Below are 26,179 nucleotides of genomic sequence, written 5' to 3'. Positions count from 1 at the left end.
ACTCGCAACGGGATTAATAGACATAAAGATGATTATCGAATACTAGTTTTCTATGCTAAAAGGATGCAAGTTGCACATAAACCAAGTAAAGCTGTACAGTGTAGAAGCTATTACCTAACTTCGGGCGCCTTAGCCGTTGGCAGCCCGCCAGCCTTTCCCCAAAACCATGACCAACCCCTTTGCCCAACCCATGCTGCGTGATAATGCCCTAGCTGGCAAAACCATCATTGTAACGGGTGGGGGCACGGGCCTGGGCCGGGCCATGACGACTTATTTCCTGCAATTAGGGGCCAATGTCACTATTACCAGCCGCAAACTCGCCGTACTGGAGCAAACTGCGGCCGAACTGCGCCAGCAGACCGGTGGCCGCGTGCTGGCCCTGGCCTGCGACGTGCGCAAGTATGAGGAGGTAGAAGCCATGTTGGCCCGAACCTACGAAGAGTTCGGCCGCGTGGATGTACTGCTTAATAATGCGGCCGGTAACTTTATTAGCCCTACCGAGCGCCTTAGCCACAAAGCCTTCGATGTCATTGTCGACATCGTGCTGCGCGGTTCCTACAACTGCACCCTGGCCGTGGGTAAGCGTTGGATTGCCGAGAAGCAGCCGGGTACCATTCTTAATATTGTAACTACGTATGCCTCGGTGGGCTCGGCCTACGTGGTGCCCTCAGCGGCTGCCAAAGCCGGCGTGCTGGCTATGACCCGCTCGCTGGCCGTAGAGTGGGCCAAGTATGGCATCCGCTCGAATGCCATCGCGCCCGGCCCATTTCCTACCGAAGGGGCCTGGAGCCGGCTGTTTCCCGAGCCCCTGGCCAGCCAGCTTGACCCGGCCGCCAGCGTGCCGCTTAAGCGCGTGGGCCAGTACCAGGAGCTGGCTAACCTGGCAGCTTACCTCGTGTCCGATTTCTCGGCCTATATCAATGGCGAGGTCGTGACCATCGACGGCGGCGAGTGGCTCAACGGCGCCGGCGAGTTTAATAAGCTCGAAGCTCTGACGCCGGCCATGTGGGACACCATCGAGAAAACGATGCGCCGCTAGGCGCTTTTACAGCTTATACCCCTTATAATCGGTGCTGAACTCAGCCAGTGGAATGGGCTGGTTGGCCACTGTGTTCAGAAAAGCATACTTTTCATACAGCCCCTGGTCATCGTAAACTGTCACCGAAGCGGGTAAGTAGGTTTTGGCATCAACCACTACGATAACGCGCCGGCCATAGGCATTGGGCACCTGAAGCACCTGGCCTTCGGTTAGCTTGCTGTCTACACTCAGGTCGTTGCGCTCTATAATGCGGTATTCGCCGCAGCTAAAGCGCGCCGCTACTGAAGCAATAGTTTCGTTTTTGCCAACCCGGTAAGCTACGTACCGAAACTGCGGGTAGTCGGAACGCAGAATATAAGCTGGCTGGCCCTGCGCCGTGCTGTCGCCCGCGTAGCGAAACGAGCGGGTATAGGCATTGTCACCGTGGCCGTCGGGGCCGGCTAGTAAGTCGGCTATCATACCAAAGCCGGCTTGTAATACCGTGTGATGCTGGCCCTTGCGCATGAGCGAGCCAGTTGGGTCCAGGCTCAGGGTGATGTACGGAAAGGCCGCCGGGTACACCCACGCTTTATTATTATTCTGGCCAGTCACGTACAACACCTCCACTCCTTTGCGGTTCTTTAAATAAACGCGGTAAGGACTGAACGTAATTTTCATGGCCGTGTAATCAGCCACTAGCTTCTTGTCGATGCGTTCGCACGCCTCGGCATTGCAGCGCAGCGATTTAAGCGCCTGAATAGCCGTTGTGAGGCGCGCTGTGAGCTGTGCGGTAGTAATAGTGCTCGCAGGCGTAGCAGATGAGCCTTGAAAAAGTGCGCCAGTGGCCAGCAGAAAAGCGAGAGGAAATCGAAACACTAGTGCACTATAAAAATGAGGATAAAAACAGCTGTTAATTCAGGCTGATGTGCGGAAAGCGAGCAGAGGCGTTATCAAAGAGTAAAAGCTCGTCAATCTCTACCGCCTGGAAATAAGGATGCAAAGGAAACTGCTCGACAATAGTGCGCACGGTAGCTTCGTCTTCACTATTAATAATAACCCAGCCCCGGCCGCGGTCAGCGCTTATTGCGTAAGCTTCAATAACGTGCTCCGATAGCAGGTTATTAATAAATGCCCGGTGCTTCGGAATAACAGCTAAAAATTCCTGGTTAAAAGAAGCCGGGAGGCGTATGGAAACGGCAAAGGCAGGCATAGGAGTCAAGAACGCTAACAATAAGTAGCAAAGCAGGGATACCTAAATAGCTAGCGCCTGGCTAACTGCAATTAGTTGAAAATAATTAGGAGTGGCCAAGCTCTGCTACTACGGGCAGCGAGGGGTCGCCCTGGGCCGGATTTGAAGCCGTAAGGTGAGCAGTTTGCATTTCCCAGTCGCGGAAGCGAATAATTTCACCGTTGAACTTGCCAACGAACCAGCTAACCAGACTCAGGTCGTCGAGAAAACCAACAACAGGAATAAAGTCGGGGACTAAATCAATCGGACTCAACACATAAAGCAGTACTGCTAGCCCCGAAACAACGGTAGAAGTTGGGATTTGGCGATAGTCGCCATTGATGTAGCTGCGAACCATTCTAACCACCGTCAGCGCCACCGCAAAAAGCTGCTTGAACTTATTGTCTTTACTATTTTCGTCAGCTAGCTTATCAGCTGTTTCGTTGAGAACAGTAAGTACCTTGAACGGCTTGCCTAATAATTTGGCGGCCCGATTCAAGAATAAATTGAAAATGGCATTTTTAGAAATCCGGAGACCGCGCTGAGCTAGAGTAGACATAAAATAATGCGTGAAAGTAAGGCAATACCTGCCTGATACGCAGTGCTACCTGCATAGTTGGCCTCTGCTTTAAAATAACAAAATGCTACTTTTCAAATAACGGTGTGGTTCCGCCCACCCAATCTTTATTCTTATTGAAATCGACGCCTATCATTTCGCCCCGACTCAGGCGAGCTAGCCCCGCTACCAGCGTGGGTTGCGGCTCACTGTGCGGCCAGGTATAAAGCAGGCGAATTTCGCATTTAACCAGCCCGTCGGGCGCTTGCACTACTGGCGCATAGGTCACTTTGCGCTGTAGCAGATAATTCTGTTTATCCGGCAGCGCATCCAGGTCGGCGGCCGTAACATGTAGCCGAACACCCGCACCAGCGAAGGAAAATAATGGTTTCAAAACATAATTTTCCAAATCGCGCGGGTACTCGGCCAGCTCGTGCAGGTAGTAGCTGGCGGGCGCAAAGGGGCTGCTTATTAAGGGCAACGTGTACTTGCTAATGCGAAAAAACCAGTTTGGGTGCCCTACCCATTCAACGTCCACGTCATCGGTTAAATTAAATTCTGGATTTAAATCGGGGTAACGGTCAAGCTCATCAAAAATAATTCGATTATAAATGCGCTCAATAAAAATCTCGCGGCCATCCTTCTCATAGAACAATTGGCGGCCCCGCTTGCGAATGTCTGGTAAGGAAACTGCTTCAATGCCCCAGTATTTTTTGGTTAGCGCAAAGTCAATTCGGGTTTTTTGCTTTTCCGGAAATAGCTCCAACAGGATGACGTTTTCAGGATTTTTATCGCCAATTAATAAATTTCTTAAATTTTGGCGGTACGCTTCAGCATCGGGTATCTCAAGAAAGGGGGATACTGTGGGAGGAATAGGGTAATGCGCCGTAAACATCTCCGGCAAATAAGCCTGGAAGGCATAGAGCGACGGAAAGCCCTGCATCTCAATAAGTTGAGGCTCCAGCTCGCCACTTGCATCGCGGCACACCGCAAAATCAAAGGTCAGAAATTCAGCGTGCGCATCCTCGTTGGGCACGCGCTGGCTGGCCGGAATGGCGGCCTCGGTGCGCTGCTTAAAATCGGGTTGTTGAATAACCCTAATAATAGCCCGGCCCGCCTCGATAAGCTTATCGCGCAAGGCGGCTGGCACAAACACCGGAGTTTCAGCCACTCGAAAGTCGAGCTGCCCCGGCAGCTGCTGGTCAATATTGGCGAGCATAGCGTGGTAGCTTTCAGGCGTAAAAGCCGCATTAAATAAATGGCGAGGAGCAGGAATCATGACAGCAATAGGGCAAAATGAAAAAACATTGGCGCGATTCAAGAGAGCCGCGCCAATGTTTTGCATGGTGAAATGAAAGGCTAGGCCAGCGCGGGCTCACGCAATGCTGCCAGGGCCCGCCGTAAAAAGGTGGGTATAATAGTGCTTTCCGTAACGTCTATGGTGCCCGGTGTGCCTAGCAGGCGCACCATTTCGTGGTATTTATCCTCCCCATAGGCGTTGATTACCTGCTGCTTACGCTCGTCGGTAAGCATATAGCGGAGCATTCCTTCGCCATCGGCCTCGGGGTGAAACTGTGTGCCAATTACCTCGGGTGAAAATCGAAGAGCCATAATAGCGCGGGCCAGGGGCACGTGCGGACGCTCTTTTTCTAAGCACAGCACTTCTATCCCCAAATCGTGCAAGCGCCCGGGATGTAAATCGGTTAACTGATAATCGCGCGAATCGACGGCAAAAAATGGTTCGGGCAGCTTCGCAAAAACCGGGTCATGGTGGCCCGCCGCTGTTAAATGCACCGGCAGCACCCCAAAAGAGGTGGACTTGCGCTTACCGACTTCTCCCAGGCCTAGATGCCGGCTAACTAATTGGAAGGAGTGGCAAATCAGCAATAAATGCTTTTTGCGCTCGGTCTGCTTGTTATAAGCAAACAGCGCGTCAATAAAATTAAAATAAGGAGCCTCCCAGGGCTCGGTAGAGGCTAGTGGGCTGCCCGGCCCGCCAGTGGAAATATAAATATCGTACTCCAGCCCAGGTACTTCATTATTGGCCCTGACGTTAAAAGTATCTACTTGAAAGCTAACCTGGCTGTCGTGCTCGGCGCGGTGTAGTAGCTGCCGGATACAACGCATTCCTTCGTTAGGGAAATTATTGTACATATCCAGAATAGCAACTTTAAATTGATTCATAATAATAAAAGTGGGCACTTAAGAAAGACAAAAAATGTAGCCAGCCAAGCGTAAATAGCGGTAGTAATTTCGGGACGGCAAGTTGCTATCAACTAGTACAGGCCGTGCGTAGTTTCCTGCAAAATGTAATCGACTACCTTGGTCAGGTCAGCCGTCTGCTGGAATACCGCTAGCTGCCGGTCGGCCCCGGTGCCCATTTCCAGCATTTTGAGGATGTATTCGACTTCGTGGCGGCTGCCCAGGTCATCAAGAACATCATCGACAAAATCGAGGAGTTCCAGTATCAGCTGCCGGGCCGGCTTCTCTTCCTGCGAGCCAAAGTCAATTAAACGGCCATCAATGCCGTAGCGAGCGGCGCGCCATTTATTTTCTTTGATGAGCGCGCTGCGGTAGAGGCGGAAATTTAGATTCTGGCATTTCAGCTTATAAATCTTGGCCACTAGGGCCTGCATCACGGCTGCCACCGCAATGGTTTCGTCGGCGCGCATCATCATGTCGCAGATGCGGTACTCGATGGTGTCGAAAAATGGATGGAGACGCAAATCCCACCATATTTTTTTGCCATTGTCGATGCAGCCGGTTTTTATCAGCAGGGCCAGAAACTCATCATAATCCGAAGCGCTTGTGAAATATCCGGGAATTCCCGTGCGTGGAAAACGCTCGAAAACCTTGGTTCTAAAAGATTTGTATCCCGTTTCGCGCCCCTCCCAAAACGGCGAATTGGTGCTAAGCGCAAATAAGTGCGGTAAGAAATAACGCAGCGCATTCATCATGTACACGCCCAGGTCGCGGTTTTCGATGCCAATATGCACGTGCATACCAAAAACCAGGTTGGAGCGGGCCGCTTCCTGCAGTTCCTCCACGATTTTATCATAGCGGGCGTCCGGCGTAATAGGCTGGTCTTGCCAGCGCGAAAACGGGTGCGTACCGGCAGCCGCAATTTTGAGCCCCACGCGGTCGGCGAGTTCGATTACCTGGCGGCGCAGATGTACCACTTCTTCGCGTGCCTCGTGAATATTCTTGCAAATAGTGGTACCTACCTCCACCACTGATTCGTGCATTTCGGCCTTCACCTGCTCGTGCAGGGTTATTTTACCATCTTCTACGATTTTAGACATGTGCGAGCGTAGGTCGCGCGTAATCGGGTCGATAGTTTGAAATTCTTCCTCAATTCCGAGGGTAAAAACGGGCCGTGGCATAAGTAGCTAGCGAGAGAAGGTGGGCGAAGTTTACCTGGATAATAAATAGGAAGAGAAAGGCCGCAAAAAAGGCTGCCACCAAGCAGTGATGGCAGCCCCTTCGAAGTATACCTATTTAAACAAAGACGGTTACGATTTCTTGCCCGCTGATTTTGTTGGCTTAGCGGGTGCTGAGGCGGCAGGGGCCGCTTTGGCCGCTGGGGCTTTTTTAGCGGGTTTGGGCACTTCGCCTTCCGGAGCAACGGGGGCGGGGCTAGCGTCTTTTTTGGGGGCGGCCGCCTTCTTGGCTGGCTGGGCTGCCTTGGGCGGATTGGTGCCCAGGTCGTTGGTTTCGTGCACGGCAGCGCCTATTTCTACGGTACCATCGGTGGAGGCAATGGCCGTTTGGCGGGCCGACTTCTGCACGAAGGTGCCCCAGGTGAGGTTGTCCTGGCCAGCTTTCTGCGCCTGGGCGCGCTCAATGGCGAGCTTAGCAGCATGCTCTACTACCCACTCAAAATTCTCGGGGCCTACCGAATTAAGGTCAGCATCGGGAGCTGGGTTGCCGAAATCAATGGCAATCGGCACGCCACCGCGCACCGCAAACTCCACCGTATTAAAGTCATAGCCCAGGCCCTGGCACAGGCGTAGGGTGTAGTCCTTAATGGTAGCAAGCAGCTTTTCGCCGGCTTCGCCCTGGGTTTTCATCTCGGTCTGGTAGCGCTGGTGGGGCGCGTTGCGCGGCTCGTAGGGCATGATGAGCACATCCTTGCCGCCTAGGCAGTAGCAGCGGAAATAGTCCTCAAAATCAACAGCTTCCTGATAGAGCATCACAAGTTGGCCGGTTTCGTCGTAGGCGCGCCAGGCTTCGTCGGGGTTGTCTACCTTATACACGCTCTTCCAGCCGCCGCCGGCGTGAGGTTTCATGAAGGCCGGAAAACCGATTTTCTCAAACGCCTTGTGCCAGTCGAACATGGCTAGGTTGCGGAAGGAGTTCTCGTTGGTGTCATCGGGGCGGGCCTTGCTGGGTAGCAGCAGGGTTTTGGGCACCGGCACCCCTAGCTGCACGGCCAGGGCATTATTGAAAAACTTCTCGTCGGCGCTCCACCAGAACGGGTTGTTAATCACGGCCGTACCGGTGAGGGCGGCGTTCTTGAGGTAGGCGCGGTAGAAAGGCACATCCTGCGAAATGCGGTCGATGATGACGGCATAATCGGAAGCTACGGCCTGCTCGACCTCCTCGATGCGCACGAACTCGGCGGTGATGCCGTCAACGGCTTTTTGATTAACGCGGTCCACAAAGGCCTGCGGAAAAGTATTTTCCTGGCCGAACAAGATGCCGATTTTTTTCATAGGAAAAAGAATTTAGCTGCTAGGGTGTTGGTAAGTAAGCTAACAACGGTAGGGTGTACGCAAACAGTTGGCTAAAAGATGGTAGAGACGTATTCGGGAAACATATCGCGCCACACTGGCCAGTCGTGGGTGCCGTGCGGGCGCACATCGAGGCGGTGCGGAATGCCCTTGCGCAATAGAATTTCCGACATGCGATAGTTCGCATCCTTGCAGAAGTCGTGCTCGGCCGTGCCCAGAATAATATTCATCTGGTGGAAATTAGCATCCTGGGCATTAGGCATATAGTCGGGCGGATTGTGGAAGTACGCCTGCTCGTCGTAGTGCCCATCCAGAAACATCTTGATGTCGAAGGCCGCCCCCATCGAGAACATATGGGCAACTTGATTAGGGTGGCGAAAGGCAAAATTCAGGGCCTGGTAACCCCCTAGCGAACAGCCCGCTACGCCTACTTTATCGACTTGGCACTCTTGCTGCAGGCGCGGCACCAACTCCTCGCTCACCATGCGGTCGTAGAGGCCGTGGTTGTGCACGCGGGTGCCGGGGTGCAGGTGCTTGGCATACCAGCTCCACTTGTCGCCACTATCGATGCAGATGAGCTTAAGCAGGCGGTTTTCGACAAACCAGCGAACGGAATCGACCAGGTGAAAATCCTTGGCCTCGTAGTAGCGGCCGTTGGACGTGGGGAAGACGATGAGGGGGTAGCCGTAGTCGCCTACGACCAGCATTTCCATGTCCAAGCCCAGGTGCTGGGAGTAGAAGCGGCGGTATTCTTCGTGCAAAGTGCTAGGCCCGGCGGGGATGAGGCGCCCGCGTGAACCGGCCGCAAACTAAGCAGAAAAACCGAACGGCCAAGATTTTAGCAGAATGCACTTAGCCGTGTTTATTTGCATAGAAATGGCAGTGACAACGTTTCAATCGCCGCGTGGCGCTACGGTGGTGGTACGGCGCGACGAATACTTATTTTCGGTGGCGCTGGGGCGCGTGGTGCGGCTCGATGTGGTGCTGCCACCGGGCTTTTCGGTGCGGGCCGCTGAGCCGTATCCGGTGCTCTACCTGAATGATGGCCAGGACCTGACGCGCTTGCATCTGCCAGCTACACTCAACCGGCTGTTTCGGCGCGGTGAGGTGCGGCCGTTTGTGCTGGTGGCCATTCATGCCGCCGACCGCCTGCAGGAATACGGCGTGGCCGCCCGCCCCGATTACCTGGGCCGCGGCAGCCGCGCCGGGCGCTACACCGACTTTATGCTCAAGGAATTACTTCCTTACGTGCAGGCCCACTACCACGCCAGCGCCGAGGCAGGCGAGGCGGCCGTGGCCGGCATGTCGCTAGGGGGCCTCATGGCCTTCGACCTGGCCTGGCACCACCCCGAAGCGTTTGGGAGAGCCGGCGTATTCAGCGGCTCCTTTTGGTGGCGGGGGAGGGGGCTAGCCGACGGCTATACCGATGCTGACCGCCTGATGCACAGCCTGGTGCGTGCCCGGCCGGCTAGCCTCGGTCAGCAGTTCTGGCTGCAGACCGGCACCGACGACGAAACCAGCGACCGTAATAATAACGGTATTATCGACGCTATCGACGACACCCTGGACTTGCTGGCGGCCCTAGCCGGGCAGGGGCTGCCTGCCACCGCAGCGCGCTACGTAGAAGTGCCGGGCGGCCACCATCACCCTGATACCTGGGGCACAATTATGCCCGATTTTCTGCGCTGGGCTTTCGGCATCAACGCCTTAGCACCCGCCGAAGTGGCTGCCAGGGAGTTGCGCCCGGTCCGCTGGCGGCTGGGCGGACAGCCCCTCACCAGGCGCCCGCTAGGGGCTATGCGCTACAAATTTCAGTATCTGCGGCCGGCGGCTACCTTTGCCACTATGGCGACTACACCATCCATCACGCAAGGGCGCCCGGCGCCCGGCACCTATCTTTCTTATACGCAGGCTTATATCGACCTGGTGCCCGCCGAGGCCGACCCGCTGGCCCAGCTGCGCCAGCAGGCTGCCGAGGTGCACCGCGAGCTGGCCGGCCTCACCGAAAGCCAGGCCCTGATGCGCTACGCGCCCGGCAAATGGACGCCCAAGGAGGTGCTGGTGCACATTACCGATGCCGAACGCATTTTCGCTTACCGTGCCCTACGCTTTGCCCGCGCCGACGCGCAGGAGCTGCCCGGTTTTGATGAAAACGAGTTTGCCGCTAACAGCGAGGCCAATGACCGCTCGATGAGCGACTTGCTAACCGAATACCATGCCGTGCGCGCCGCTACGCTTGCCTTCTTTAGTGGGCTGAATGGTGGGCAGCTGGAGCGCGCCGGCCGCGCCAATGGCGGGGCAACCTCGGTGCGGGCGCTGCTGTATATTATTACCGGGCACGAGGCGCACCACTTGCGCATTTTGCGCGAGCGCTACTGGCCCGCCTTGCCCGCTAGCTAGCCCATACTTTTGGCTGTAAAGCGTGCGTTAGGCTGGCGTTCTGGCAGTTCTAGTTTGCATTCGCTTGTTTTTTACACCCTTCCACCCCAACCTATTTTCACTCATGGCAAAAGCGCAAGACGCCCGCAAAGAGAAAAAGAAAGAGCCTACTAAGTCGCCCAAAGAAAAGAAAGCCGAGAAGGACGAAAAGAAAGCCGCTCGCGCCCGCAAGCAGGACTAAACCGCAGATTCAAACGGATTGCGCAGCTACACCTGCTAACGTAGCCTGACTACGCGAATGCTCGTTACAGCGCTGCGCGCGCCGTTTGCGCCGAAACAGGTAACTTTTGCTTAAAACAAGAAAGCCGCTCACAAAGCGGCTTTCTTGTTTTAAGGTTTGCGTAGGCAGCCTGCGTTAACAGGTGTAGCTGCGCAATCCGTTTGAATCTGCGGTTTAGAGCGTGTAGTACGGCTCCTTTTCTTTATCGTGGTAGCGCAGGTAGCCGTGTAGCACCAGCTTGATAAGCGTGCGGTAAGCCCGACGGCGGCTCACGTTGATGAGCTTGGTGTACTCGGCCACCGTGATGCGTGGGTACTTGGTTTTGAGGTAGTCGAGCACTCGCAGCTCGTCTTTATTCAGCGGGATTTTTTCGAGGCGCGCTTCGGGTTGCTGGCGCTCCAGCACCTTCTCCGTGAGGGAGCTAGCCTGCACGCTTTCATCGCGCACGCGCACGTAGCTGCGCCATTCGCCGGGCGCTATCTGGGCCTTGTGTGGCTTGTTTTGGCTTTCTGCCACATCCACTATCAATACAATGAGGTCGTCCTCGGTTTCGATTTCCTGAAAATTCAGTGTTAACGGCGGGTCGATGTAATGCTGGGCAGCGTCGCGTAGCACAAACATTTCTTCCTCAGCATCGCGCACGCCCACCACGCGGCCGTCATCATCGACGCCCACCAGTATCTGCCCCCCGTGCGTATTCGCCAGCGAGGCCAGCGTACGCGCAATGCGGGTAGGATGAGTAGTTTTTTTCTTGAATTCGAGCCGCTCGCCTTCACCCTGGCTGATAAGTGCGCGTAAGTTCATAGGGAGTAAACGTAGCCCATAACGCAAATGTGCCGCCCCCGATGAAGGAAGCGGCACAAATTGAATGCTATCAGCAAGCTCAAAAGCCTGACTTAACAAATCGAACCGAAAAAACTAACAGCCAGCCTGCATTAGCAGGCGTAGCTGCGAAATCCGCTTGAATCTGCGGTCTAGAAGGGCAAGTCGTTGTCGTCGTCGCCAGCGATGGGCTGAGCCGAAGGCTGGGCGCGCAGGTTGGGGTTCTGGTTTTGGGCCGGGCGAGCAGCGGGCTGCTGCTGACCGTAAGACGAACCACCGCCACCAGCCGGGGCACCACCCGAGGCCGGCTCGATGCGCCAGGCTTCGAGGTTGGTGAAGTACAGCATCTGGCCATTCTTGTTGAAGCCACGGCCGCGGAGGTTGAACGTCACTTTCACCTCGTCGCCCATTTTAAAGGGGTCGATGAGGGCGGTTTTGTCCTGCACCAGCTGAAACTTAATTTGCTCAGGATATTGGCCATCCTGCACTTCGAGGACGAACTCGCGCTTGCGGAATTTTTCGCTTACCTGCTGTTCGTCAAAGATTTCGTGCAGGCGGCCGGTTACGTCGTATGCCATCGGAAAGGGGAATTTTGGAATGAAGAAAACTAGAGGTCAAACCTACGAAAAAAATCCGAAGGCCGCCGGATTTTGGCACCACTAAAACGCATTTGCGCGCACAATTATCAGCAACTTACCTGGCTCTTAGCTAAAAAAAATAGCGCGCCGTAGAGAAGGCAAATAGCTGATACGTAATAAATTATTACGTGTGCTGCCTTATGCAAACCCCTGTGAAGCGCAGAAAGTGCCGTTCTTGCGCCAGAAACTTACTTAATTAGTAAATAAGAATATGTTTGCTCTTGCTTTGCACGGAGGCGCTGGCACATTGGTTCGGGCCTTGCTCACGCCTGCTTTGGAGGCCGAATACCGAGCGGCTTTGCGCGGGGCGCTGGCCACTGGCACGGCGCTGCTAGCCCAGGGTGCGCCGGCCCTTGATGCCGTAGAGGCCACCGTGCGTACGCTCGAAGACTGCCCGCTCTTCAATGCCGGGCGCGGGGCGGTATTTACCCATGAAGGCCACCACGAAATGGACGCCGCCCTTATGGACGGGGCCACCCGCCGGGCCGGCGCGGTGGCTGGCGTGCGCGCGGTGCAAAACCCCATTCGGGCGGCGCGCCTGGTGATGGAGCAGACCGAGCACGTGCTGCTAGCCTACCCAGGGGCCGACGAACTGGCCCGCGAGCACGGCTTGCCCATGCAGCCGCTCGAATACTTTTTCACCCAGCAGCGCTTCGACCAATTGCAGGAGGCCATTGCCGCGGGCCGCGTGCAGCTCGACCACGCCGCTAGCCCCCCTTCAGCTATCGACCCCAACTGGAAAAAAGGCACCGTGGGCGCCGTTGCCCGCGACCAGCACGGTAATTTGGCCGCTGCTACCAGCACTGGTGGCATGACCAACAAGCGCTACTCGCGTATTGGCGACACGCCCATCATCGGGGCTGGCACCTGGGCCGATACGCGCTGTGCCATCAGCTGCACCGGGCACGGCGAGTTTTTTATGCGGGCCGTGGTGGGCTACGACGTGGCGTGCCTGATGGAGTATAAGGGCCTGAGCCTGGCCGAGGCCTGCCGGGTGGTCGTGCACGACAAGTTGGCCCCGGTGGGCGGCGAAGGCGGCCTTATTGCAGTAGACGCCGATGGCAACGTGGCGCTGCCCTTCAACTCGGAAGGCATGTACCGGGCTAGCCGCAACGCGGCGGGCGAGGAGCTGGTGGCTATTTATTAGGGCCCGCCTGGCGTGGCTAGTTACTAAAGCCTCTTAAGAAGAACAGTCCTCCCTCAAAAGCCACCTACCTGGGCGGCGTTGGGGGAGGACTATTATATAAGGAGTAGCCAGGCTAGCAGGCTGCTTTCATGGCGGCCTCTTTGCTTACGTAAAACTTGCGCTCGGTCATGCAGTACACGTTGCCTTTGGCCAGCACGTGCATTTTGATGTTTTCGACGGAAAGTGTGGTGCCCTTTTTGGCCGCGGCGGCATTGTTGTGCACAATGTCGTAGCCATCTAGAATAATAACGAGGTTCGAGCCGATGGTTTCGACCAGGTGGCCTTCGGTGATGAGCACGCCGGTGTCTTCGCCCAGCCCGATACCGATGAGCTTGGGGTAGAGGGCTACTGCCTCGATGAGGCGGCCGAAGCGCCCGCGCTTCACAAAGTGCGAGTCGATGATGGCCGGCGGTGATAAGCTCAGGCCGGTGCCCATCTTCACGGCGCCCTTTAATAAGGCATCGGGCACCGAGCCGCCGCGTATCATGTGTTGCGACATGGCCATGGCCCCGGCGCTGGTGCCGGCAATCACGAAGTTGGGCTCGGCGTAGTAGCGGCGGGTGAGCGTATCGAGAAAATCGGTTTCGCCAAACATCTCGCGCAGGCGCGACTGATTGCCGCCCGAAAACATAACCACATCGGCGGCCAGCAGGCGGGCCAGGTACTCAGGCTGGCGGGCATCGTCGGGGGTGCGAATGTCCATGATGCCCACGTTGTGACAGTTGAGCATGGCAAACGAGGCCGTATAAATAGGCCCCACCTCCTGCGGAATCATGGAAGCGGTGGTCACGACCTCAATGCGCGGGTCGAGCTTGCCCGACTCCGAAACGACGCGCTTGAGAATGCCGAGCTCAAAAAAATTCAGGTAGTACTGGCGCTTGCTGCGAACGGTAGGGTAGGTGCCCTTGTCCTCATTGCCCCCAATGGCGATGAGCTTGCCGTGCGGAATAAGATGTTTCAACGGTAACTGGCTAGTCTGATTGGAAGAGGACAAAGGTACGGTCGCGGAAACGGGGCTAGCCCCGTTCCCGCCGGGCCCAAAGCTGAGCAACTAAAATCGGGCCGGGCTAGGGCCGCCCCTCAGGCCGAGCGGCCCACTAGCTCATCGAGGGTGCTCGTAGCTACCGAGTGATAGTTGGGCCGGGCTAACCGGTAGATGGCTTGCGCCCGCGCCCGGCCGCCGGGCGTGGCCAGTAGTGCCCGGTAGAGCGGCACCAAAAACTTGCGTCGCCCCACGTGCCGCAGAAAATTTTCGAGCGCTGCATCGGCCGGCGCGTAGCCCGCCCGCAGCGCCAGCGGAAACCAGGCAGCCAGCAGCTCGGCATTGCCCGAGGTGGTGAAGTGAAAGGCCGTGTCGAGCTGGCCGAGGTCAGCGGCAGAAAGGGTAGGGGGCAGGCCGCGCAAGAAATGCTCCCACTCCTGGCTGCTCCACTCCGTAGTTATAGGTTGCAGCTCGGCGGGGGCCGCGCCAGCGGCTAGCCGGGCCAGGGCCTCCTCGACCGCGGCGAAGCGCGCCGACCGGGCTACTGGTGCGCCGGGCGGCAGGCCAGGGCCGTCGAGCCAGGCCGGCAGGTTGAGCTGGCTAGCCTCGGCCGGTGTGAGCAAGGCCTGGCTGAGGTAGGTTGCAAAGCGGTCGGTGTCCATACTCTGAAAAGCGAACCGCGCGAAGTACTCCGTAATAAAGGCGTCGAGGCGGACGCGGCCCACTAGCTTCTCCAGGGTAAGGAGCAGCAGGCAGCCTTTCTCGTAGGCAATATCGTTGAGGCCGTCATCGGGGTCGCGGCCGGCTAGGTGCAGGCGCAGGTGCGTGGCTGGGCTAGTAGAGCCTAGCTCCTGAATGGTGTGCTGCAAGTCGGCCTCGCCCAGCACCTGCAACATCTCCGCATAGGGCCGGCCGTAGAGTTGCTCCATAATACGGCGCTCGAAATACACCGTAAAGCCTTCATTTAGCCAGAAGTCATTCCAGGTTGCATTTGTAACCAGGTTGCCGCTCCACGAGTGGGCCAGCTCGTGGGCTACCAGGCTGGTCAGGCTGCGGTCGCCCGCCAGTATGGTGGGTGTAACAAATGTTAAACACGGATTTTCCATTCCACCAAATGGAAAACTCGATGGTAACACAAGTAAATCGTATCTTCCCCAGCGGTAAGGGCCATACAATTGTTCGGCTGCCTGCACCATGCGGTTTAGCTCGTCAAACTCGTGTGCTGCCTGGGGCAGTGTAGCCGGCTCGGCGTAGATGCCGGTGCGCTCGCCCAGTGGTGCGAAGTCGAGCCGGCCCACGGCTAGGGCCAGCAGGTAGGCCGGCACTGGCTGCGGCTGCCGGAAGTGGTAGCGGCCATCGGGCGCGGTGGCCTGGGGGTTGTCGGCAGCACTCATGAGGGCTAGCAGCTGGCCGCGCTCCGGCCCTAGCACTTCTACCGCGGCCTCGTAGCTGAAGCGCCGGCCAGGCGAGTCGGGGCAGGGCAGCCACGTGCGCGCCAGGATGGCCTGCGACTGCGTGAACAGGAACGGGTGCTGGCCCGCCGTCTGGGCTGGGGCCAGCCACTGCAAGGCCGCCGCCTCAGGGCTGGTGCGGTACCGGATGCACACCGACGCCGCGCCCGCCGGCAGCTCCACGCGCAGGGCCTGGCCTAGCACGGCATCGGGCATCGCTAGGGTGTAGGGGAGGGCGGCCCCGCTGGCATCCTCGCCCGAGTGCACGCTTTCGATGGTCAGGTCGCGGGTGTCGAGCACCAGTTGGATTGCGCTAGCCAGGGGCTCGGCCAGCAGCCAAGTAGCGGCGCCGGCCAACTCGCGCCGAGCAAAGTCGACGGTGAGCGCGAGCCGCAGGTGGCGCAACGCGGGGCCCTGCGCATAGCTGTGCGGGTCGGGTGGCTGGGGCAGTGCAGCGTTAGGCTGCGGCAGCGTAGCAGGAAGTGTTGGCATCAATAGAGAAAAAAGTGAAGGCGAAAAAGCGGTCAGCTGAGCCGGGCCTAGCCGGGGCCTGCTTGCTCGGCCGCGACCAGGTGGCCTTAACAGCGCAATAGGGGCTAGCCGCCCGACCCGGAAAAAGTACGCGGCGCCGATTAGTTTGGCTAACGGTTTCTATTACATTAGGCGCGTTATTTGCGTTGGCGTAGAATGGCCTGGCACAACCTGCCCGGCAGCGGCTCAGTAAAACGGGCTCATTCTTTCGTCATCTGGCGCCGCGTTCCGGGCCGGCTGGCACTTGCCAACCGGCCGCTCGCCGCCCATTTTTTCCCTTCTGATGCATTTAAAGCTTCGTCTTCATTTCTTAACCTTCGCCCTGTTTCTGGGCTTGCTTGGCCTGCCCGGCCTGCTCGTGTCGTGCAACGGCCAGAGCGAGCAAACCAGCCAGGCCAGCTCCAAAACCGGCACCGCCGTTACCAACCACACCGATGGCCCCGAGCCGCACCTCGACAGCGTATTCGTTATCCGGACCATGCAGGCCGATGCCCGCTTCAAGGCGCAGGAGCGTTGGGCGCGCAAGTTTTACCGTGAACGGCAGTTCCGGCTAGGGTGGTTTCGGCAGCACCAGCTCGTCCCGCAGGCCAACACCTTCCTTACCGTAGTAAGTAAAGCAAAGGATGATGGTCTCGACCCTAAGCGGTATGACACCAAGAAGATAACGGATTTGCTAGCCCAGTTCAAAAGCGTGGGCCAGGACACTGCGCGCCGTAACCATTTGGAGCGCCAGCTTGACGTGACCCTGTCGGGCAGCTATTTCGCCTGGGCCTCGGACTACTATCGCGGCGTGGCTAACCCCCGCGATACCAAGAACGACGCCTGGAAAGTGAAGCGCAATAAAATCAAGCTCGACCACGCGCTGATGACCATTTTGCGTGAGCGGGAAAGCACCTATCCCTACTACGACTTCGCGCCGCTGCACCCCGAATACACGAATCTCAAGAAGGCGCTAGCCCTGCTGCGCGCCCGCCAGGCCGCCGGGGGCTGGCCCACCCTGCCGGGCACTACGCACCTCAAGCCGGGCCAGACACTGCCCGTGGTGGGCCTGCTGCGCCAGCGCCTGCTAGGCGGCGAGGCCACTGGCCAGACGCCGGCTAACGTGGCGGCTACGGCCCAGCCCGTAAACAACGTTACTGCCTCGCCCGCTGCTAATACCTACGACCCTACTTTGGTCGAAGCAGTAAAAAGTTTTCAGCGCGACCTGGGCCTGCCGCCCACTGGGCTGGTAAATGGTGAAACGCTGCGCCAGCTTAATGTACCTATCCAGGCGCGCATCGACCAGGTTATCCTGAACATGGAGCGCTGGCGCTGGCTACCCAAAAAGTTTGAGCCCGACTACCTCATCGTGAACATTCCGGAGTACCGGCTGCGGGTATATGAGCAGGGCAAGGAAGCCCTCACTATGCGCGTGATTGTGGGCAAAGCGCTGACCGCAACGCCGGTGTTTTCCGATAAAATGGAATATGTAGTTTTGTCGCCCTATTGGAACGTGCCCTACAGCATTATCGACAAGGAGCTGCGTGCTAAGCTGGAGGCCGACCCCCAGGGTACGCTCGACCGCCTCGATATGGAAGTGGTGAAGGGCTATGGCCGCAAAGCCACCATAGTAGACCCTACTACTATCGACTGGGCCGGCGTGACGCAGGACAACTTCAAGTACACAGTGCGCCGTCGGCCGGGCCCCCAGAACGACTTGGGCGAAGTGAAATTTATCTTTCCCAACTCTAACGATATCTATCTTCACGACACGCCCCATGACGAGCTATTCTCGCAAACCAAGCGCAGCTTTAGCCACGGTTGCGTGCGTGTAGAAGAGCCCATCAAGCTTGCCACGTACCTGCTGCGCAACAACTCCAACTGGAGCCAGGCCGTCATCGAGGACACCATTGCGCAGCGCCACGAGAAGTATGTGCCGCTCAAAGAGAAGCTGCCGGTATACTTGGTTTACCTCACGGCCTGGGCTGATGCCAATGGCCACGCGCACTTCCGCGACGACATCTACGGCCACGATAAAGCACTTGCCAGAGAGTATTTCGATTAAAGAAAGCTCGTTGTAGAGCTGGTGCTGAGGCGCGCCGGCCATATTCATAAAGCGGCCCCACCATACAGATTGGTGGGGCCGCTTTATATTTTTTAAGGCGCCACCAATCTTGCACACAATTGTGAGATACAGCGAATTTTAAGATTGTTTGCCAAATGTACGGGTTATTAAACTCGAGAAAATTCCTTAAATTCTAGCTTAGTACAACTGTAAACAGGCCTATTTGATATCTACTATTACTTTTGTTAATTAGTATTTGTGATGAAGTAGAAGCGTGGTTTGAAAATTACTTCGCACATTTGTGAAGCAATTTTCAAACCTATGGTTACCCGCATTCGGCAGCTACTCGAGCATAAGCAGCTTACGCCAACTCAATTTGCAGACCTCATTGGAGTAGGTCGGCCCGTTATGAGCCATATTCTCAGCGAGCGTAACAAGCCCAGCCTGGAGGTGGTCCAACGCATTATTAGCGCCTTCCCCGAGCTATCACTGCCTTGGCTGTTAAGCGGCACCGGCGATATGGTAGGCTCCCAAGCGCCTGTAGCAGCTCCCAGCAGTGTACCTCAGCCCCCGGAAACGGCAGAAACGCTCTCGCTAGCCCCACCTGCTCCTGTAGTGGCCGCCGAAGTCCCGCTCGAAGAGCCAGCAACTGTTATCGAGCCTCAAGATGCGCCGCTGGTAACTCCGGCAGTAGCGCCTACAGCTACCTTAATACCTCCGGCAAGCTCACCAGCGGCGGCCCCCGTTCCGGCTGCGCCTAAGCCTTTCCGAGCATCTGCACTGCGCAAGGCAGTTGCTGGCAGTACTACGGCGCCTACGGTAGCTGCACCCGTGGCGCAACCCGTGGTAGTGCCCACCCTGCCGGCCAATGCTGAGCTAGCGGTGCCGCCAGTGCCATCCGTGCCCGCGCCTGCTCCGGTCAGCCCGGCGCCTGTAGTCCCACCTGCTCCGGCTGCCTCCGAAACTGCGCTGCTTCCCTTTCTGGCTGAGCCAGGCAAGGCCATTCGGCGCATCGTCATCTTTTATCGCGACGGCTCTTTCGCCGACTACCAGCCCGAGCAATAGTTAAAACTACTGCTGGCGAGTGCGCATCAAGCGCAACTCCACGCTCGTAAATAGTATGCCAACTAGGCCAGCTCTTACGCATCCTGCTTTCTGTAGAATGTGTAGAAGCTGGCCATCTGCTTTGGGTATTGGGGCTAGCCCAGAGCTTGAGATTTGCTACTAATATGGCTAGAAAAGTGAGCTAATAGCGGCTGCTTGCTACATTAGCACTTGCTTAGGAGAGAGCTAATGAATTTTGCTTGTCTTCGTGACGCTTCAGTACAATTAGTTCTAGGTTGGCTGATTAGTATAAAACAGCGTATATGGTAGCAATAATACGATGGGTCGGCAGTTGGAATAGTATCATAGGATAGCCAATAAGTACTACCTGTCTTTGTTCTGAACTTTAGCGTGTTTAAGAGGTATATTGATTATCATAACATGTTGTGTTTGAGAAGAAATTACGTGATAATATCAACTTTAAGTGAAACATATTTTACTTTGGAAATCGCTAGACTGTTTATTTTTTTGGTCCTATTGTCTTTCTGTTGATTTCAGATAAACCACATCTTATTGTGCTGCTAATCTTATTGCCATCGCCTGGTATAAGAAAAAGCTAAAATAAGTGCGCTAAAAACATAGGCAAGCTGGCAGTAAGCTCTGCAGTTAGTAGCTGCCTTTTAGGGCTTCTAAGCGTGTTGTACAGCTCCAAGGTAGACAGCTATTAGGGCTAGTGCTGCAAGGTGTTTTTTATGAGTGGTAGGTAGACGCTGTACTAGACTATAAGTGCTGGGTTATGCTGGATTCAAGTCCCATTTTCAATTGTAAATGATACTAAAATGGGGCTTCGAACAGCCCGGGCTAAGTAAGCCAGTACCAGTAGTCGGGGGCTAGCTTTAACCTTCGACACTCTTGTTATCGCAGTGGCTTTAAGAAATTATACGCTGCTCCGCTTTCCATGTTAGGCCGCCGGGCCTTACCTTCGCGGCATGAAAAGCTTGCGCACCTACTCCCTGCTGCTGGCCGCCAGCGCGGCCCTGTTTCTGACCGCTGCCTGCACTACGGCCCCCGATGCGGAGAAAGACCCTAGCGCCGATGCGGCCTACAAGCGGGCCCACCGCACCGAAGGCTATCGCGAAGCCCAGCGTAGCAACGTTAACTACTAACCACTGCCGCTCCAGCCATGCGGTAGGAGTAGCCTAAACTACCAAAGCCAAAGCCCCGACTACGCAGCGTGCGTGGTCGGGGCTTTGGCTTGTTGTGCTTATGGAGAAACGGGCTGGATTAGGCCTCCGCTAGGGTGAGTTCCGCTAAGACAGGTATAGGCACGTTAGCCACCAATTGCCTTTCAAGCAGGCCGGCCCAGGTGCGTAGGTACAAGACTACGTCGTCGCGCTGGTTATGGCGCAGGGCATTGCGGCGCTCAAATGGAATGGCGTGGCGCACGGCCGGGTCGCCCAGCTTTTCGAGGTGGGTGAGGTCTTCGCGCGAGAAGCCCAGGGCCAGCATCTCATCGATGGTCTGGTCGAAGGGCAGGCCGCTGGTGGGGCAGTAGTCTACAAGCTGACGCTCCCAGTCGCCGTAGCGCTGCAGGGCCTGGGCATGAATTTCGGCCTTGGTGAGTTGGGTAATGGTTTGGGCCAGGTGGCCGCAATTGCAACTGCCCATGTGGCCCCATTGGTACGGAGCCTCGGTGGCCAGGCGGCGGGCCGTGTCGCGCAGGGCCTGAATAAGCGGGAGGGAAACGCGGGAAGTCATGAGGCTAGGAAGTCAGGAAAACAGCGTTAAAGTAGTGGCCAATAGCCGCCCAAAGAAGCCTAGCCAGGCTAGTTTTGTTTCCTGCCGCCAAAAAATATTCCGGTAGCTGCGCGACTTTGGCCACGCGGCTACCGGAATACTACTGCCAGGCTGGTTCAGCAGCCAGGCCCTTTGAAGTGCTGGAGTTAGCTCGACCGGCGGCCACCTTCGCCGCCCCCACTACGTCCTGCCTGAAACGGCCGGCTGCTACGCTGCCCGCCGCTCGAAGCACCCGAGCGCTCGCCACCGCCTGATGACTGCGGGCGACCACCGCCGCGGTGCTCGCTGCGGCCACCCCCTGAGGTAGAGCCGCTGGAACGTGGGGCACCGCTGCGGCCCTGGCCGCCGCTGCCACCACGCCCATCGCGGGGCGGGCGACCAGCCGGGCCTTTGGGCCGGATAATGCGCTCGTTGCCATTCAGCGATACCGGGGCTACGCTGGTCGTGGTGTAAGGGTGCTCCTTATCGACATCAATCTGCTTGCGAATAAGCTTCTGAATGTCTTGCAGATAGGCGCGCTCTTCTTCCTCTACAAATGTAAACGCTGTGCCAAAAGCCCCGGCGCGGCCCGTGCGGCCGATGCGGTGCACGTAGGTTTCGGGCTCGTTGGGTACTTCGTAGTTGATAACGTGAGTCAGCTCATCCACGTCGATGCCGCGGGCGGCAATGTCGGTGGCGACTAGCACGCGGGTTGTGCCAGCCTTGAAGTTGCTGAGCGCGCGCTGGCGGTGGTTCTGGCTCTTGTTGCCGTGGATGGCCTCGGCCGTAATCTGAGCCTTCTCCAGGGTTTCGGTCACCTTGTTGGCGCCGTGCTTGGTGCGGGTAAAGACCAGCACACGCTTGATGGCGGGGTCCTTGAGCACGTGGCGAAGCAGGGCGGGCTTGTCGTTTTTATCGACCAGGAACACCGACTGGGTCACCGTGTCGGCGGTGCTCGATACGGGCGTCACAGCTACCTGCACCGGGTTGGGGCGCAGGATGGTGGCCGAAAGCTCCTTGATAACGTTCGGCATGGTAGCCGAGAAGAACAGGCTCTGGCGGCCAGCAGGCAGCTTGGGCAGAATGCGCTTGATGTCGTGGATGAAGCCCATGTCGAGCATGCGGTCGGCCTCGTCGAGCACGAATACTTCGAGGTGCTGCAGGTTCACGTAGCCCTGGTTCATGAGGTCGAGCAGGCGGCCGGGCGTGGCTACCAAGATTTCGACGCCGCGCTGCAGCGCCTGCACCTGCGGGTTTTGGCCCACGCCGCCGAAGATGACGGTCGAGCGCAGCTGCGGCAGGTGGCGGCCGTAGGCCTTAAAGCTCTCGCCAATCTGGATGGCTAGCTCGCGGGTGGGGGTGAGCACGAGGCAACGCACGCGGCCGCGGGGGCCTTGGGCGGCTTTCTGCGTTTGGGCGGTCTGGTGCAGAATCTGCAGAATCGGCACCGAGAAGGCGGCCGTTTTGCCGGTGCCGGTTTGGGCTACGCCGAGCAGGTCGTGGCCTTCGAGCACCTGCGGAATGGCTTGCTGCTGGATGGGCGTGGGGGTGGTGTAGCCTTCCTCGCTTAGGGCGCGCAGGATGGGCTCAATCAGGTTGAGGTCGTTAAAGGTCATGAAGGTGGGAGCCACCCGCCCGGTGGGTGGTGGCCGGGGCGGAGGCCATCGGCTGCCTGCGCAAGTACTAAGAAAATAGGAGGGAAAAACCCGCGCCTCACGCACAAACCACGACGCGGCGGGCTAGCGGCCGTATACTTACGGCGGGCAGCTGGTCCGATTGCCAGGCTGCCTTCGGCGGCAAAGGTACCGCTTAAATCTCCAAGCCATGCAGATAGTTCACCGCGAGCGCGCCTACGACGGCCATTTTAAGCTCAACAAGCTCACCCTTAAAACGCAGGGCGGCGAAGAATTGCTCCGCGAGCAGTTTGCCCCCGGCCACGCCGTGGCGGCCCTAGTCTTCGATACCGAGCGCCAGCAGTACGTGCTTACCCGGCAGTTTCGGGTGGGCGCCGAGCGCGAGCTGCTCGAAATAGCCGCCGGCATGATTGACAAAGGCGAGAGCCCCGAAACGGCCGTGCGCCGCGAACTGCACGAGGAACTGGGCTATGACGTTGACAAACTCACCGAAATTGTGACCATGTGGCCTTCGCCCGGCACCAGTGCCGAAACCATCGCCGTGTACTACGCCGAGGTAAGCCGCCAAACCGGCCAGGGCGGGGGGCTAGCCGCCGAGCACGAGCAAATCGAAATCGTGCGGCTTTCGCGCGAAGAATTGGCTAAGGAGAAAATTCAAGATGCCAAAACGATGCTGGCCGTGCAGTGGGCGCAGCTGCATAAATCGTAGCTGTATAAGCCGTAGCAAAAACCGGGTCATGCTGACGAAGGAAGCATCTCGCTCGTGCCGCTAGGGTAGTTGCCCCAACGATGCGAATGAGATGCTTCCTTCGTCAGCATGACCCGGTTTTTATAACAGGAGCGTCGTGTTACTGCGGCGTGAGCTGGTACTCGAATTGCTGGCGCAGGCGCGTATCCGTGATGATGAGCGTGAGCGGGCCAGCGGCCGGGTCGAGCTTGATGAAGGGCACTACCTGGTGGTTTTGGTAGAGGTCGCGGCCGTAGAAGCGGCCGGTACCCGCCTTGGGTGTGCCCGTGAAAACCTCCTTGCCATCCTTGGTGCGCGCCGATAGCGTGAGCAGCGAAGGGTCGGCGTTTTTGGCACCTTGGCGGCGAATGTCGAGCACGAGCGCTCCGCCGGCCGGCAGGGCCCCTAGCCGGCGCTGGTAGGTTGAGTCGGCCCAATCGTGAATCTTGCGCAGCTCGGTTATTTCGGCTTGCATCTCTTCATTCGAGCGATAGCAGACGTGGGTATAGGTGCCGGTGATGTCGGCGTCCTCGTCGGTATTCTTCGTGACGTTGGCTACCACCGGGCACTCGGGATTTTTTTGGGCAAAGAGGTAGCGCTTGCGGGCGGGGCCATTAGGGCTTTGGGCGTGGGCCGCGGTAGCAGCCCCTAGCAGAGCCAAGACCAACCCAGTACGTAGCGTAGAAGTAAATTGCATTTTGCGGAGAAGATAAATAATCCTGAATGGAAATCAAATAGCGACGATACAAAGAACGGCAATGCACGCCAAACCTACCGCGCTATGCCGCAAATACCCGCCCCAGAGTTAAATAGTGACGTAAGTGTAACGCGCTCGTAACGCTGACTTTATATGCCCGAAGGAGCTTTGGGGTATGCTAAAACTCGCGGAAGTCAAGCGCTTGTTATTGGACTGGCAGCCCTCCGGCGCGGGGCTGGTGTGGCTGCTAGCCATGGGCTGGTGGCTGGTGCTCGGGTGGCCGCTGCGGCGCAGCCTGCGCTCGGCGCTGGGCAGCGCGGCCGGCGCCTTTCCGGTTGGGCCGCCCACGAAGCCCCGGCGCCCCAAGGCTCGCCTGCGCGCCAGCTTCCCGGGCCTCTCGTATCCATCGGCCGCATGAGGGAGCTTACTGAGCCCGCCCTGCCGGCCACTCCGCGCCGGCTCAAAAAGCGTCACCTCGGCGTGGCCGTGGTCAGCGATGTGCACTTGGGCACCTACGGCTGCCACGCCCCCGAGCTGCTGCGCTACCTCAAAAGCATCCGGCCGCAGGTGCTGGTGCTGAATGGCGACATTGTCGATATCTGGCAGTTTTCTAAAAATTACTGGCCGCCGTCGCACATGCGGGTGGTGCGCTACCTGGCGGGGCTAGCGGCCAAGGGCACCCGCATCTACTATCTCACCGGCAACCACGACGAGCTGCTGCGCAAGTTTGCGGGCCTTAAGCTCGGGCACTTTCAACTCGATAATAAGCTGGTGCTCGACCTGCCCCACGGCCGCACCTGGCTGTTTCACGGCGACGTGTTTGACGTGACCATGCGGCATTCGCGCTGGCTAGCCCGCCTCGGCGGCAAGGGTTACGACCTGCTCATCCTGCTCAATCGGGTGGTGAATTTTGGCTTGCATAAGCTGGGCCGGCCCAAAGTGGCGCTGTCCAAGGCCGTGAAGGACCGGGTGAAAAGCGCCGTGAGCCTCATTAGCGACTTTGAGCAAACGGCTGCCACCATCGCCGCCGACCAGGGCTACCGCTACGTGGCGTGCGGCCACATTCACCAGCCCGAAATCAAGACCCTAGCCACGGTGCAGGGCGATATAACGTATTTAAATTCGGGCGATTGGGTCGAAAACCTGACCGCCCTCGAATACACCGACACCGCCGGCTGGGCCCTCTACCGCTACGCCGACGACCCGCGCATGCTGCCCCAGCCCGGCGAGGCGAGCGACCTGCCTGAGGCTGAAGACCTTGCCGCCGACGCCGCGCCCGCCGCGCTGCTCGAAAGCCTGCTGGCCGAGTTTAAGTTGAAATAGCGCATGAACATTCTCTACGCCATTCAGGGCACCGGCAACGGCCACCTGATGCGCGCCCTCGATATAGTACCGCTGCTGCAAGCCCGCGTGGCGGCCCTGGGCGGCCAGCTCGACCTGCTGGTGAGCGGCCCCCCCGCCGACCTGCCGCTGCCTTTTCCCATCCGCTACCGGGTGGGCGGCATGGGCTTTCTGTTTGGCAAGAAGGGCGGCATCAACTTCGTGAAGACCTTCCGGCAGTTCAACTCGGCGGGGTTTGTGCACGATATTCGGCACCTGCCGGTGGAAAGCTACGACTTGGTACTCAACGACTTTGAACCCGTGTCGGCCTGGGCCTGCCGGCTGCGCCACCGCCCCTGCGTGGCCCTGAGCCACCAAAGCGCCGTGCTGCACCCCGCCGCGCCCCGGCCCAAGGACGAGGACCCGGCCGGCCGGGCCGTGCTGCGGCACTACGCCCCTAGCACGGCGCAGTATGGCTTTCACTTTCAGGAATATGCGCCCGGCATCAGCACGCCCGTCATTCGGCGGCAGGTGCGCGAGCTGGCGCCCACCGATGAAGGACACTACACGGTGTACCTGCCGGCCTTCGACGAAGAAACGCTGGTTAAGCGCCTGCGCTACCTCAGCCGCACGGTGCAGTGGGAGGTATTTTCGAAGCATAGCCAGCAGCCCGCCGACTACGGCAACGTGCGCGTGTGGCCGGTAAGCGGTGGCGACTTTCTGCAGAGCCTGGCCCGGGCTAGGGGGGTGCTGTGCGGCGCGGGCTTCGAAACGCCTGCCGAAGCGCTGTACTTGGGCAAAAAACTGCTTGTCATCCCGATGAAGCAGCAGTACGAGCAGCAGTGCAACGCCGCTGCCCTGGCCGACATGGGCGTGCCCGTGGTGCGCGGCCTCAAAGACAAGCACCTCGACCACATCGACGACTGGCTGCACCGTGGCCGCCCCGTGCCCGTAGACTACCCCGACCGCACCGGCGCCATCCTCGACCAGCTGTTGGCCGAGCAGCTAGGGGTGTCGCGGCCACGGCAGGCGGCGCGCATTATAGGCTAGCCCCAGTGGCTAGCCGTGTCGCTCCGGCTAGCCGGCGGCCGCATATTTCTGTATTCTTGTGACTTATTCCGGCCGCTGGCTGG

25 protein-coding genes are annotated in these 26,179 nt (G+C 58.1%); 10 read left to right on the top strand and 15 right to left on the bottom strand.

Translation table 11 applies throughout. The features are described from left to right. Positions 1-166: 166 nt before the first annotated feature. Complete coding sequence (locus J4D99_RS07020; protein ID WP_208131002.1) at positions 167-1,039, top strand: SDR family oxidoreductase; 873 nt, start codon at positions 167-169, stop codon at positions 1,037-1,039. Between the two features lie 6 nt (positions 1,040-1,045). Here the strand turns inward: J4D99_RS07020 and J4D99_RS07015 are convergent, their stop codons facing one another. From J4D99_RS07015 to J4D99_RS06980, 8 genes are all read right to left on the bottom strand, one after another. Next, complete coding sequence (locus tag J4D99_RS07015; protein WP_208131001.1) at positions 1,046-1,894, bottom strand: LysM peptidoglycan-binding domain-containing protein; 849 nt, start codon at positions 1,892-1,894, stop codon at positions 1,046-1,048. Positions 1,895-1,928: 34 nt separating this feature from the next. Then, positions 1,929-2,228: a YciI family protein gene (locus J4D99_RS07010; protein ID WP_208131000.1), complete on the bottom strand. Its 300-nt coding sequence runs from the start codon at positions 2,226-2,228 to the stop codon at positions 1,929-1,931. 85 nt (positions 2,229-2,313) lie between these two features. After that, a complete protein-coding gene (locus J4D99_RS07005) occupies positions 2,314-2,805 on the bottom strand; it encodes a YkvA family protein (RefSeq protein WP_208130999.1) in 492 nt (163 codons plus the stop codon). 85 nt (positions 2,806-2,890) lie between these two features. Then, complete coding sequence (locus J4D99_RS07000; protein WP_208131207.1) at positions 2,891-4,081, bottom strand: hypothetical protein; 1,191 nt, start codon at positions 4,079-4,081, stop codon at positions 2,891-2,893. Between the two features lie 80 nt (positions 4,082-4,161). Continuing rightward, a complete protein-coding gene (locus J4D99_RS06995; protein WP_208130998.1) occupies positions 4,162-4,986 on the bottom strand; it encodes a type 1 glutamine amidotransferase in 825 nt (274 codons plus the stop codon). 92 nt (positions 4,987-5,078) lie between these two features. Next, positions 5,079-6,185 carry a carboxylate-amine ligase gene (locus J4D99_RS06990; RefSeq protein WP_208130997.1) on the bottom strand — a complete coding sequence of 369 codons (1,107 nt, stop codon included), beginning with the start codon at positions 6,183-6,185 and terminating at the stop codon, positions 5,079-5,081. A 129-nt stretch (positions 6,186-6,314) separates the two neighbouring features. Continuing rightward, entirely contained in the window at positions 6,315-7,517 is a 1,203-nt protein-coding gene (locus J4D99_RS06985) for an ATP-grasp domain-containing protein (protein WP_208130996.1), read from the bottom strand. 71 nt (positions 7,518-7,588) lie between these two features. Beyond that, positions 7,589-8,296, bottom strand: coding sequence for an alpha/beta fold hydrolase (locus J4D99_RS06980; RefSeq protein WP_208130995.1), 708 nt, complete (start codon positions 8,294-8,296; stop codon positions 7,589-7,591). Positions 8,297-8,417: 121 nt separating this feature from the next. Here J4D99_RS06980 and J4D99_RS21775 point away from each other — a divergent pair, with 121 nt between their 5' ends. Next, complete coding sequence (locus tag J4D99_RS21775) at positions 8,418-9,935, top strand: alpha/beta hydrolase-fold protein (protein ID WP_309509558.1); 1,518 nt, start codon at positions 8,418-8,420, stop codon at positions 9,933-9,935. 433 nt (positions 9,936-10,368) lie between these two features. Here J4D99_RS21775 and J4D99_RS06965 read toward each other — a convergent pair whose 3' ends face one another. Together J4D99_RS06965 and J4D99_RS06960 are read right to left on the bottom strand one after the other, a co-directional pair. Further along, complete coding sequence (locus tag J4D99_RS06965; protein ID WP_208130994.1) at positions 10,369-10,998, bottom strand: RNA-binding domain-containing protein; 630 nt, start codon at positions 10,996-10,998, stop codon at positions 10,369-10,371. A 170-nt stretch (positions 10,999-11,168) separates the two neighbouring features. Further along, the gene (locus tag J4D99_RS06960; RefSeq protein WP_208130993.1) at positions 11,169-11,594 is read right to left on the bottom strand and encodes a DUF3127 domain-containing protein; all 426 of its coding nucleotides are present in this window, start codon (positions 11,592-11,594) and stop codon (positions 11,169-11,171) included. A 271-nt stretch (positions 11,595-11,865) separates the two neighbouring features. Here J4D99_RS06960 and J4D99_RS06955 point away from each other — a divergent pair, with 271 nt between their 5' ends. After that, positions 11,866-12,801 carry an isoaspartyl peptidase/L-asparaginase family protein gene (locus J4D99_RS06955; protein WP_208130992.1) on the top strand — a complete coding sequence of 312 codons (936 nt, stop codon included), beginning with the start codon at positions 11,866-11,868 and terminating at the stop codon, positions 12,799-12,801. A gap of 112 nt (positions 12,802-12,913) precedes the next feature. On the opposite strand, the gene J4D99_RS06950 is transcribed toward J4D99_RS06955, so the two are convergent. After that, a complete protein-coding gene (locus tag J4D99_RS06950; RefSeq protein ID WP_208130991.1) occupies positions 12,914-13,801 on the bottom strand; it encodes a cyanophycinase in 888 nt (295 codons plus the stop codon). Between the two features lie 119 nt (positions 13,802-13,920). Continuing rightward, complete coding sequence (locus tag J4D99_RS06945; protein ID WP_208130990.1) at positions 13,921-15,765, bottom strand: M1 family metallopeptidase; 1,845 nt, start codon at positions 15,763-15,765, stop codon at positions 13,921-13,923. 322 nt (positions 15,766-16,087) lie between these two features. Here J4D99_RS06945 and J4D99_RS06940 point away from each other — a divergent pair, with 322 nt between their 5' ends. The 3 genes from J4D99_RS06940 (at position 16,088) to J4D99_RS06930 (ending at position 20,058) form a co-directional block, all read left to right on the top strand. Next, positions 16,088-17,848 (top strand): L,D-transpeptidase family protein, encoded by a 1,761-nt coding sequence (locus J4D99_RS06940; RefSeq protein WP_208130989.1) that lies wholly within the window; start codon positions 16,088-16,090, stop codon positions 17,846-17,848. A gap of 321 nt (positions 17,849-18,169) precedes the next feature. Further along, the gene (locus tag J4D99_RS06935; RefSeq protein ID WP_208130988.1) at positions 18,170-18,913 is read left to right on the top strand and encodes a helix-turn-helix domain-containing protein; all 744 of its coding nucleotides are present in this window, start codon (positions 18,170-18,172) and stop codon (positions 18,911-18,913) included. Between the two features lie 968 nt (positions 18,914-19,881). Beyond that, positions 19,882-20,058 carry a hypothetical protein gene (locus J4D99_RS06930; protein WP_208130987.1) on the top strand — a complete coding sequence of 59 codons (177 nt, stop codon included), beginning with the start codon at positions 19,882-19,884 and terminating at the stop codon, positions 20,056-20,058. A gap of 118 nt (positions 20,059-20,176) precedes the next feature. Here the strand turns inward: J4D99_RS06930 and J4D99_RS06925 are convergent, their stop codons facing one another. Both J4D99_RS06925 and J4D99_RS06920 read right to left on the bottom strand, forming a co-directional pair. Next, positions 20,177-20,650 (bottom strand): hypothetical protein, encoded by a 474-nt coding sequence (locus tag J4D99_RS06925; RefSeq protein WP_208130986.1) that lies wholly within the window; start codon positions 20,648-20,650, stop codon positions 20,177-20,179. Positions 20,651-20,835: 185 nt separating this feature from the next. After that, complete coding sequence (locus tag J4D99_RS06920) at positions 20,836-22,284, bottom strand: DEAD/DEAH box helicase (protein ID WP_208130985.1); 1,449 nt, start codon at positions 22,282-22,284, stop codon at positions 20,836-20,838. 208 nt (positions 22,285-22,492) lie between these two features. Between J4D99_RS06920 and J4D99_RS06915 the strand changes: the two genes are divergently transcribed. Continuing rightward, positions 22,493-23,011, top strand: a complete 519-nt coding sequence (locus J4D99_RS06915) for an NUDIX domain-containing protein (protein ID WP_208130984.1) — start codon at positions 22,493-22,495, stop codon at positions 23,009-23,011. 139 nt (positions 23,012-23,150) lie between these two features. Here the strand turns inward: J4D99_RS06915 and J4D99_RS06910 are convergent, their stop codons facing one another. Further along, complete coding sequence (locus J4D99_RS06910) at positions 23,151-23,726, bottom strand: hypothetical protein (protein ID WP_208130983.1); 576 nt, start codon at positions 23,724-23,726, stop codon at positions 23,151-23,153. A gap of 175 nt (positions 23,727-23,901) precedes the next feature. Between J4D99_RS06910 and J4D99_RS06905 the strand changes: the two genes are divergently transcribed. Genes J4D99_RS06905 through J4D99_RS06895 form a run of 3 tightly spaced genes read left to right on the top strand, consistent with a single transcriptional unit; the run spans position 23,902 to position 26,096 of the window. Beyond that, positions 23,902-24,144, top strand: a complete 243-nt coding sequence (locus J4D99_RS06905; protein WP_208130982.1) for a hypothetical protein — start codon at positions 23,902-23,904, stop codon at positions 24,142-24,144. After that, on the top strand, positions 24,141-25,049 hold the full coding sequence (locus J4D99_RS06900; protein WP_208130981.1) for a UDP-2,3-diacylglucosamine diphosphatase: 909 nt from the start codon (positions 24,141-24,143) through the stop codon (positions 25,047-25,049). Before J4D99_RS06905 ends, J4D99_RS06900 begins: the two co-directional genes overlap by 4 nt. A gap of 3 nt (positions 25,050-25,052) precedes the next feature. Beyond that, positions 25,053-26,096: a glycosyltransferase family protein gene (locus J4D99_RS06895; RefSeq protein WP_208130980.1), complete on the top strand. Its 1,044-nt coding sequence runs from the start codon at positions 25,053-25,055 to the stop codon at positions 26,094-26,096. The last annotated feature ends 83 nt before the right edge of the window (positions 26,097-26,179 follow it).

It is taken from the genome of Hymenobacter sp. BT559, assembly GCF_017571525.1.
Classification (GTDB): domain Bacteria; phylum Bacteroidota; class Bacteroidia; order Cytophagales; family Hymenobacteraceae; genus Hymenobacter; species Hymenobacter ginsengisoli.
Note: the sequence above shows the minus strand (reverse complement) of the source record. Positions and strands in the feature narration are given on the sequence as shown.

Coding starts and splice junctions, on each gene's coding strand:
- J4D99_RS07005 (WP_208130999.1), bottom strand. CDS start 2,805: ATGTCTACTCTAGCTCAGCGCGGTCTCCGGATTTCTAAAAATGCCATT.
- J4D99_RS06995 (WP_208130998.1), bottom strand. CDS start 4,986: ATGAATCAATTTAAAGTTGCTATTCTGGATATGTACAATAATTTCCCT.
- J4D99_RS06960 (WP_208130993.1), bottom strand. CDS start 11,594: ATGGCATACGACGTAACCGGCCGCCTGCACGAAATCTTTGACGAACAG.
- J4D99_RS06930 (WP_208130987.1), top strand. CDS start 19,882: ATGAAAAGCTTGCGCACCTACTCCCTGCTGCTGGCCGCCAGCGCGGCC.
- J4D99_RS06985 (WP_208130996.1), bottom strand. CDS start 7,517: ATGAAAAAAATCGGCATCTTGTTCGGCCAGGAAAATACTTTTCCGCAG.
- J4D99_RS06910 (WP_208130983.1), bottom strand. CDS start 23,726: ATGCAATTTACTTCTACGCTACGTACTGGGTTGGTCTTGGCTCTGCTA.
- J4D99_RS06895 (WP_208130980.1), top strand. CDS start 25,053: ATGAACATTCTCTACGCCATTCAGGGCACCGGCAACGGCCACCTGATG.
- J4D99_RS06920 (WP_208130985.1), bottom strand. CDS start 22,284: ATGACCTTTAACGACCTCAACCTGATTGAGCCCATCCTGCGCGCCCTA.
- J4D99_RS07000 (WP_208131207.1), bottom strand. CDS start 4,081: ATGATTCCTGCTCCTCGCCATTTATTTAATGCGGCTTTTACGCCTGAA.
- J4D99_RS06940 (WP_208130989.1), top strand. CDS start 16,088: ATGCATTTAAAGCTTCGTCTTCATTTCTTAACCTTCGCCCTGTTTCTG.
- J4D99_RS07020 (WP_208131002.1), top strand. CDS start 167: ATGACCAACCCCTTTGCCCAACCCATGCTGCGTGATAATGCCCTAGCT.
- J4D99_RS06900 (WP_208130981.1), top strand. CDS start 24,141: ATGAGGGAGCTTACTGAGCCCGCCCTGCCGGCCACTCCGCGCCGGCTC.
- J4D99_RS06945 (WP_208130990.1), bottom strand. CDS start 15,765: ATGCCAACACTTCCTGCTACGCTGCCGCAGCCTAACGCTGCACTGCCC.
- J4D99_RS06965 (WP_208130994.1), bottom strand. CDS start 10,998: ATGAACTTACGCGCACTTATCAGCCAGGGTGAAGGCGAGCGGCTCGAA.
- J4D99_RS06990 (WP_208130997.1), bottom strand. CDS start 6,185: ATGCCACGGCCCGTTTTTACCCTCGGAATTGAGGAAGAATTTCAAACT.
- J4D99_RS06935 (WP_208130988.1), top strand. CDS start 18,170: ATGGTTACCCGCATTCGGCAGCTACTCGAGCATAAGCAGCTTACGCCA.
- J4D99_RS06905 (WP_208130982.1), top strand. CDS start 23,902: ATGCTAAAACTCGCGGAAGTCAAGCGCTTGTTATTGGACTGGCAGCCC.
- J4D99_RS06925 (WP_208130986.1), bottom strand. CDS start 20,650: ATGACTTCCCGCGTTTCCCTCCCGCTTATTCAGGCCCTGCGCGACACG.
- J4D99_RS07010 (WP_208131000.1), bottom strand. CDS start 2,228: ATGCCTGCCTTTGCCGTTTCCATACGCCTCCCGGCTTCTTTTAACCAG.
- J4D99_RS06955 (WP_208130992.1), top strand. CDS start 11,866: ATGTTTGCTCTTGCTTTGCACGGAGGCGCTGGCACATTGGTTCGGGCC.
- J4D99_RS06915 (WP_208130984.1), top strand. CDS start 22,493: ATGCAGATAGTTCACCGCGAGCGCGCCTACGACGGCCATTTTAAGCTC.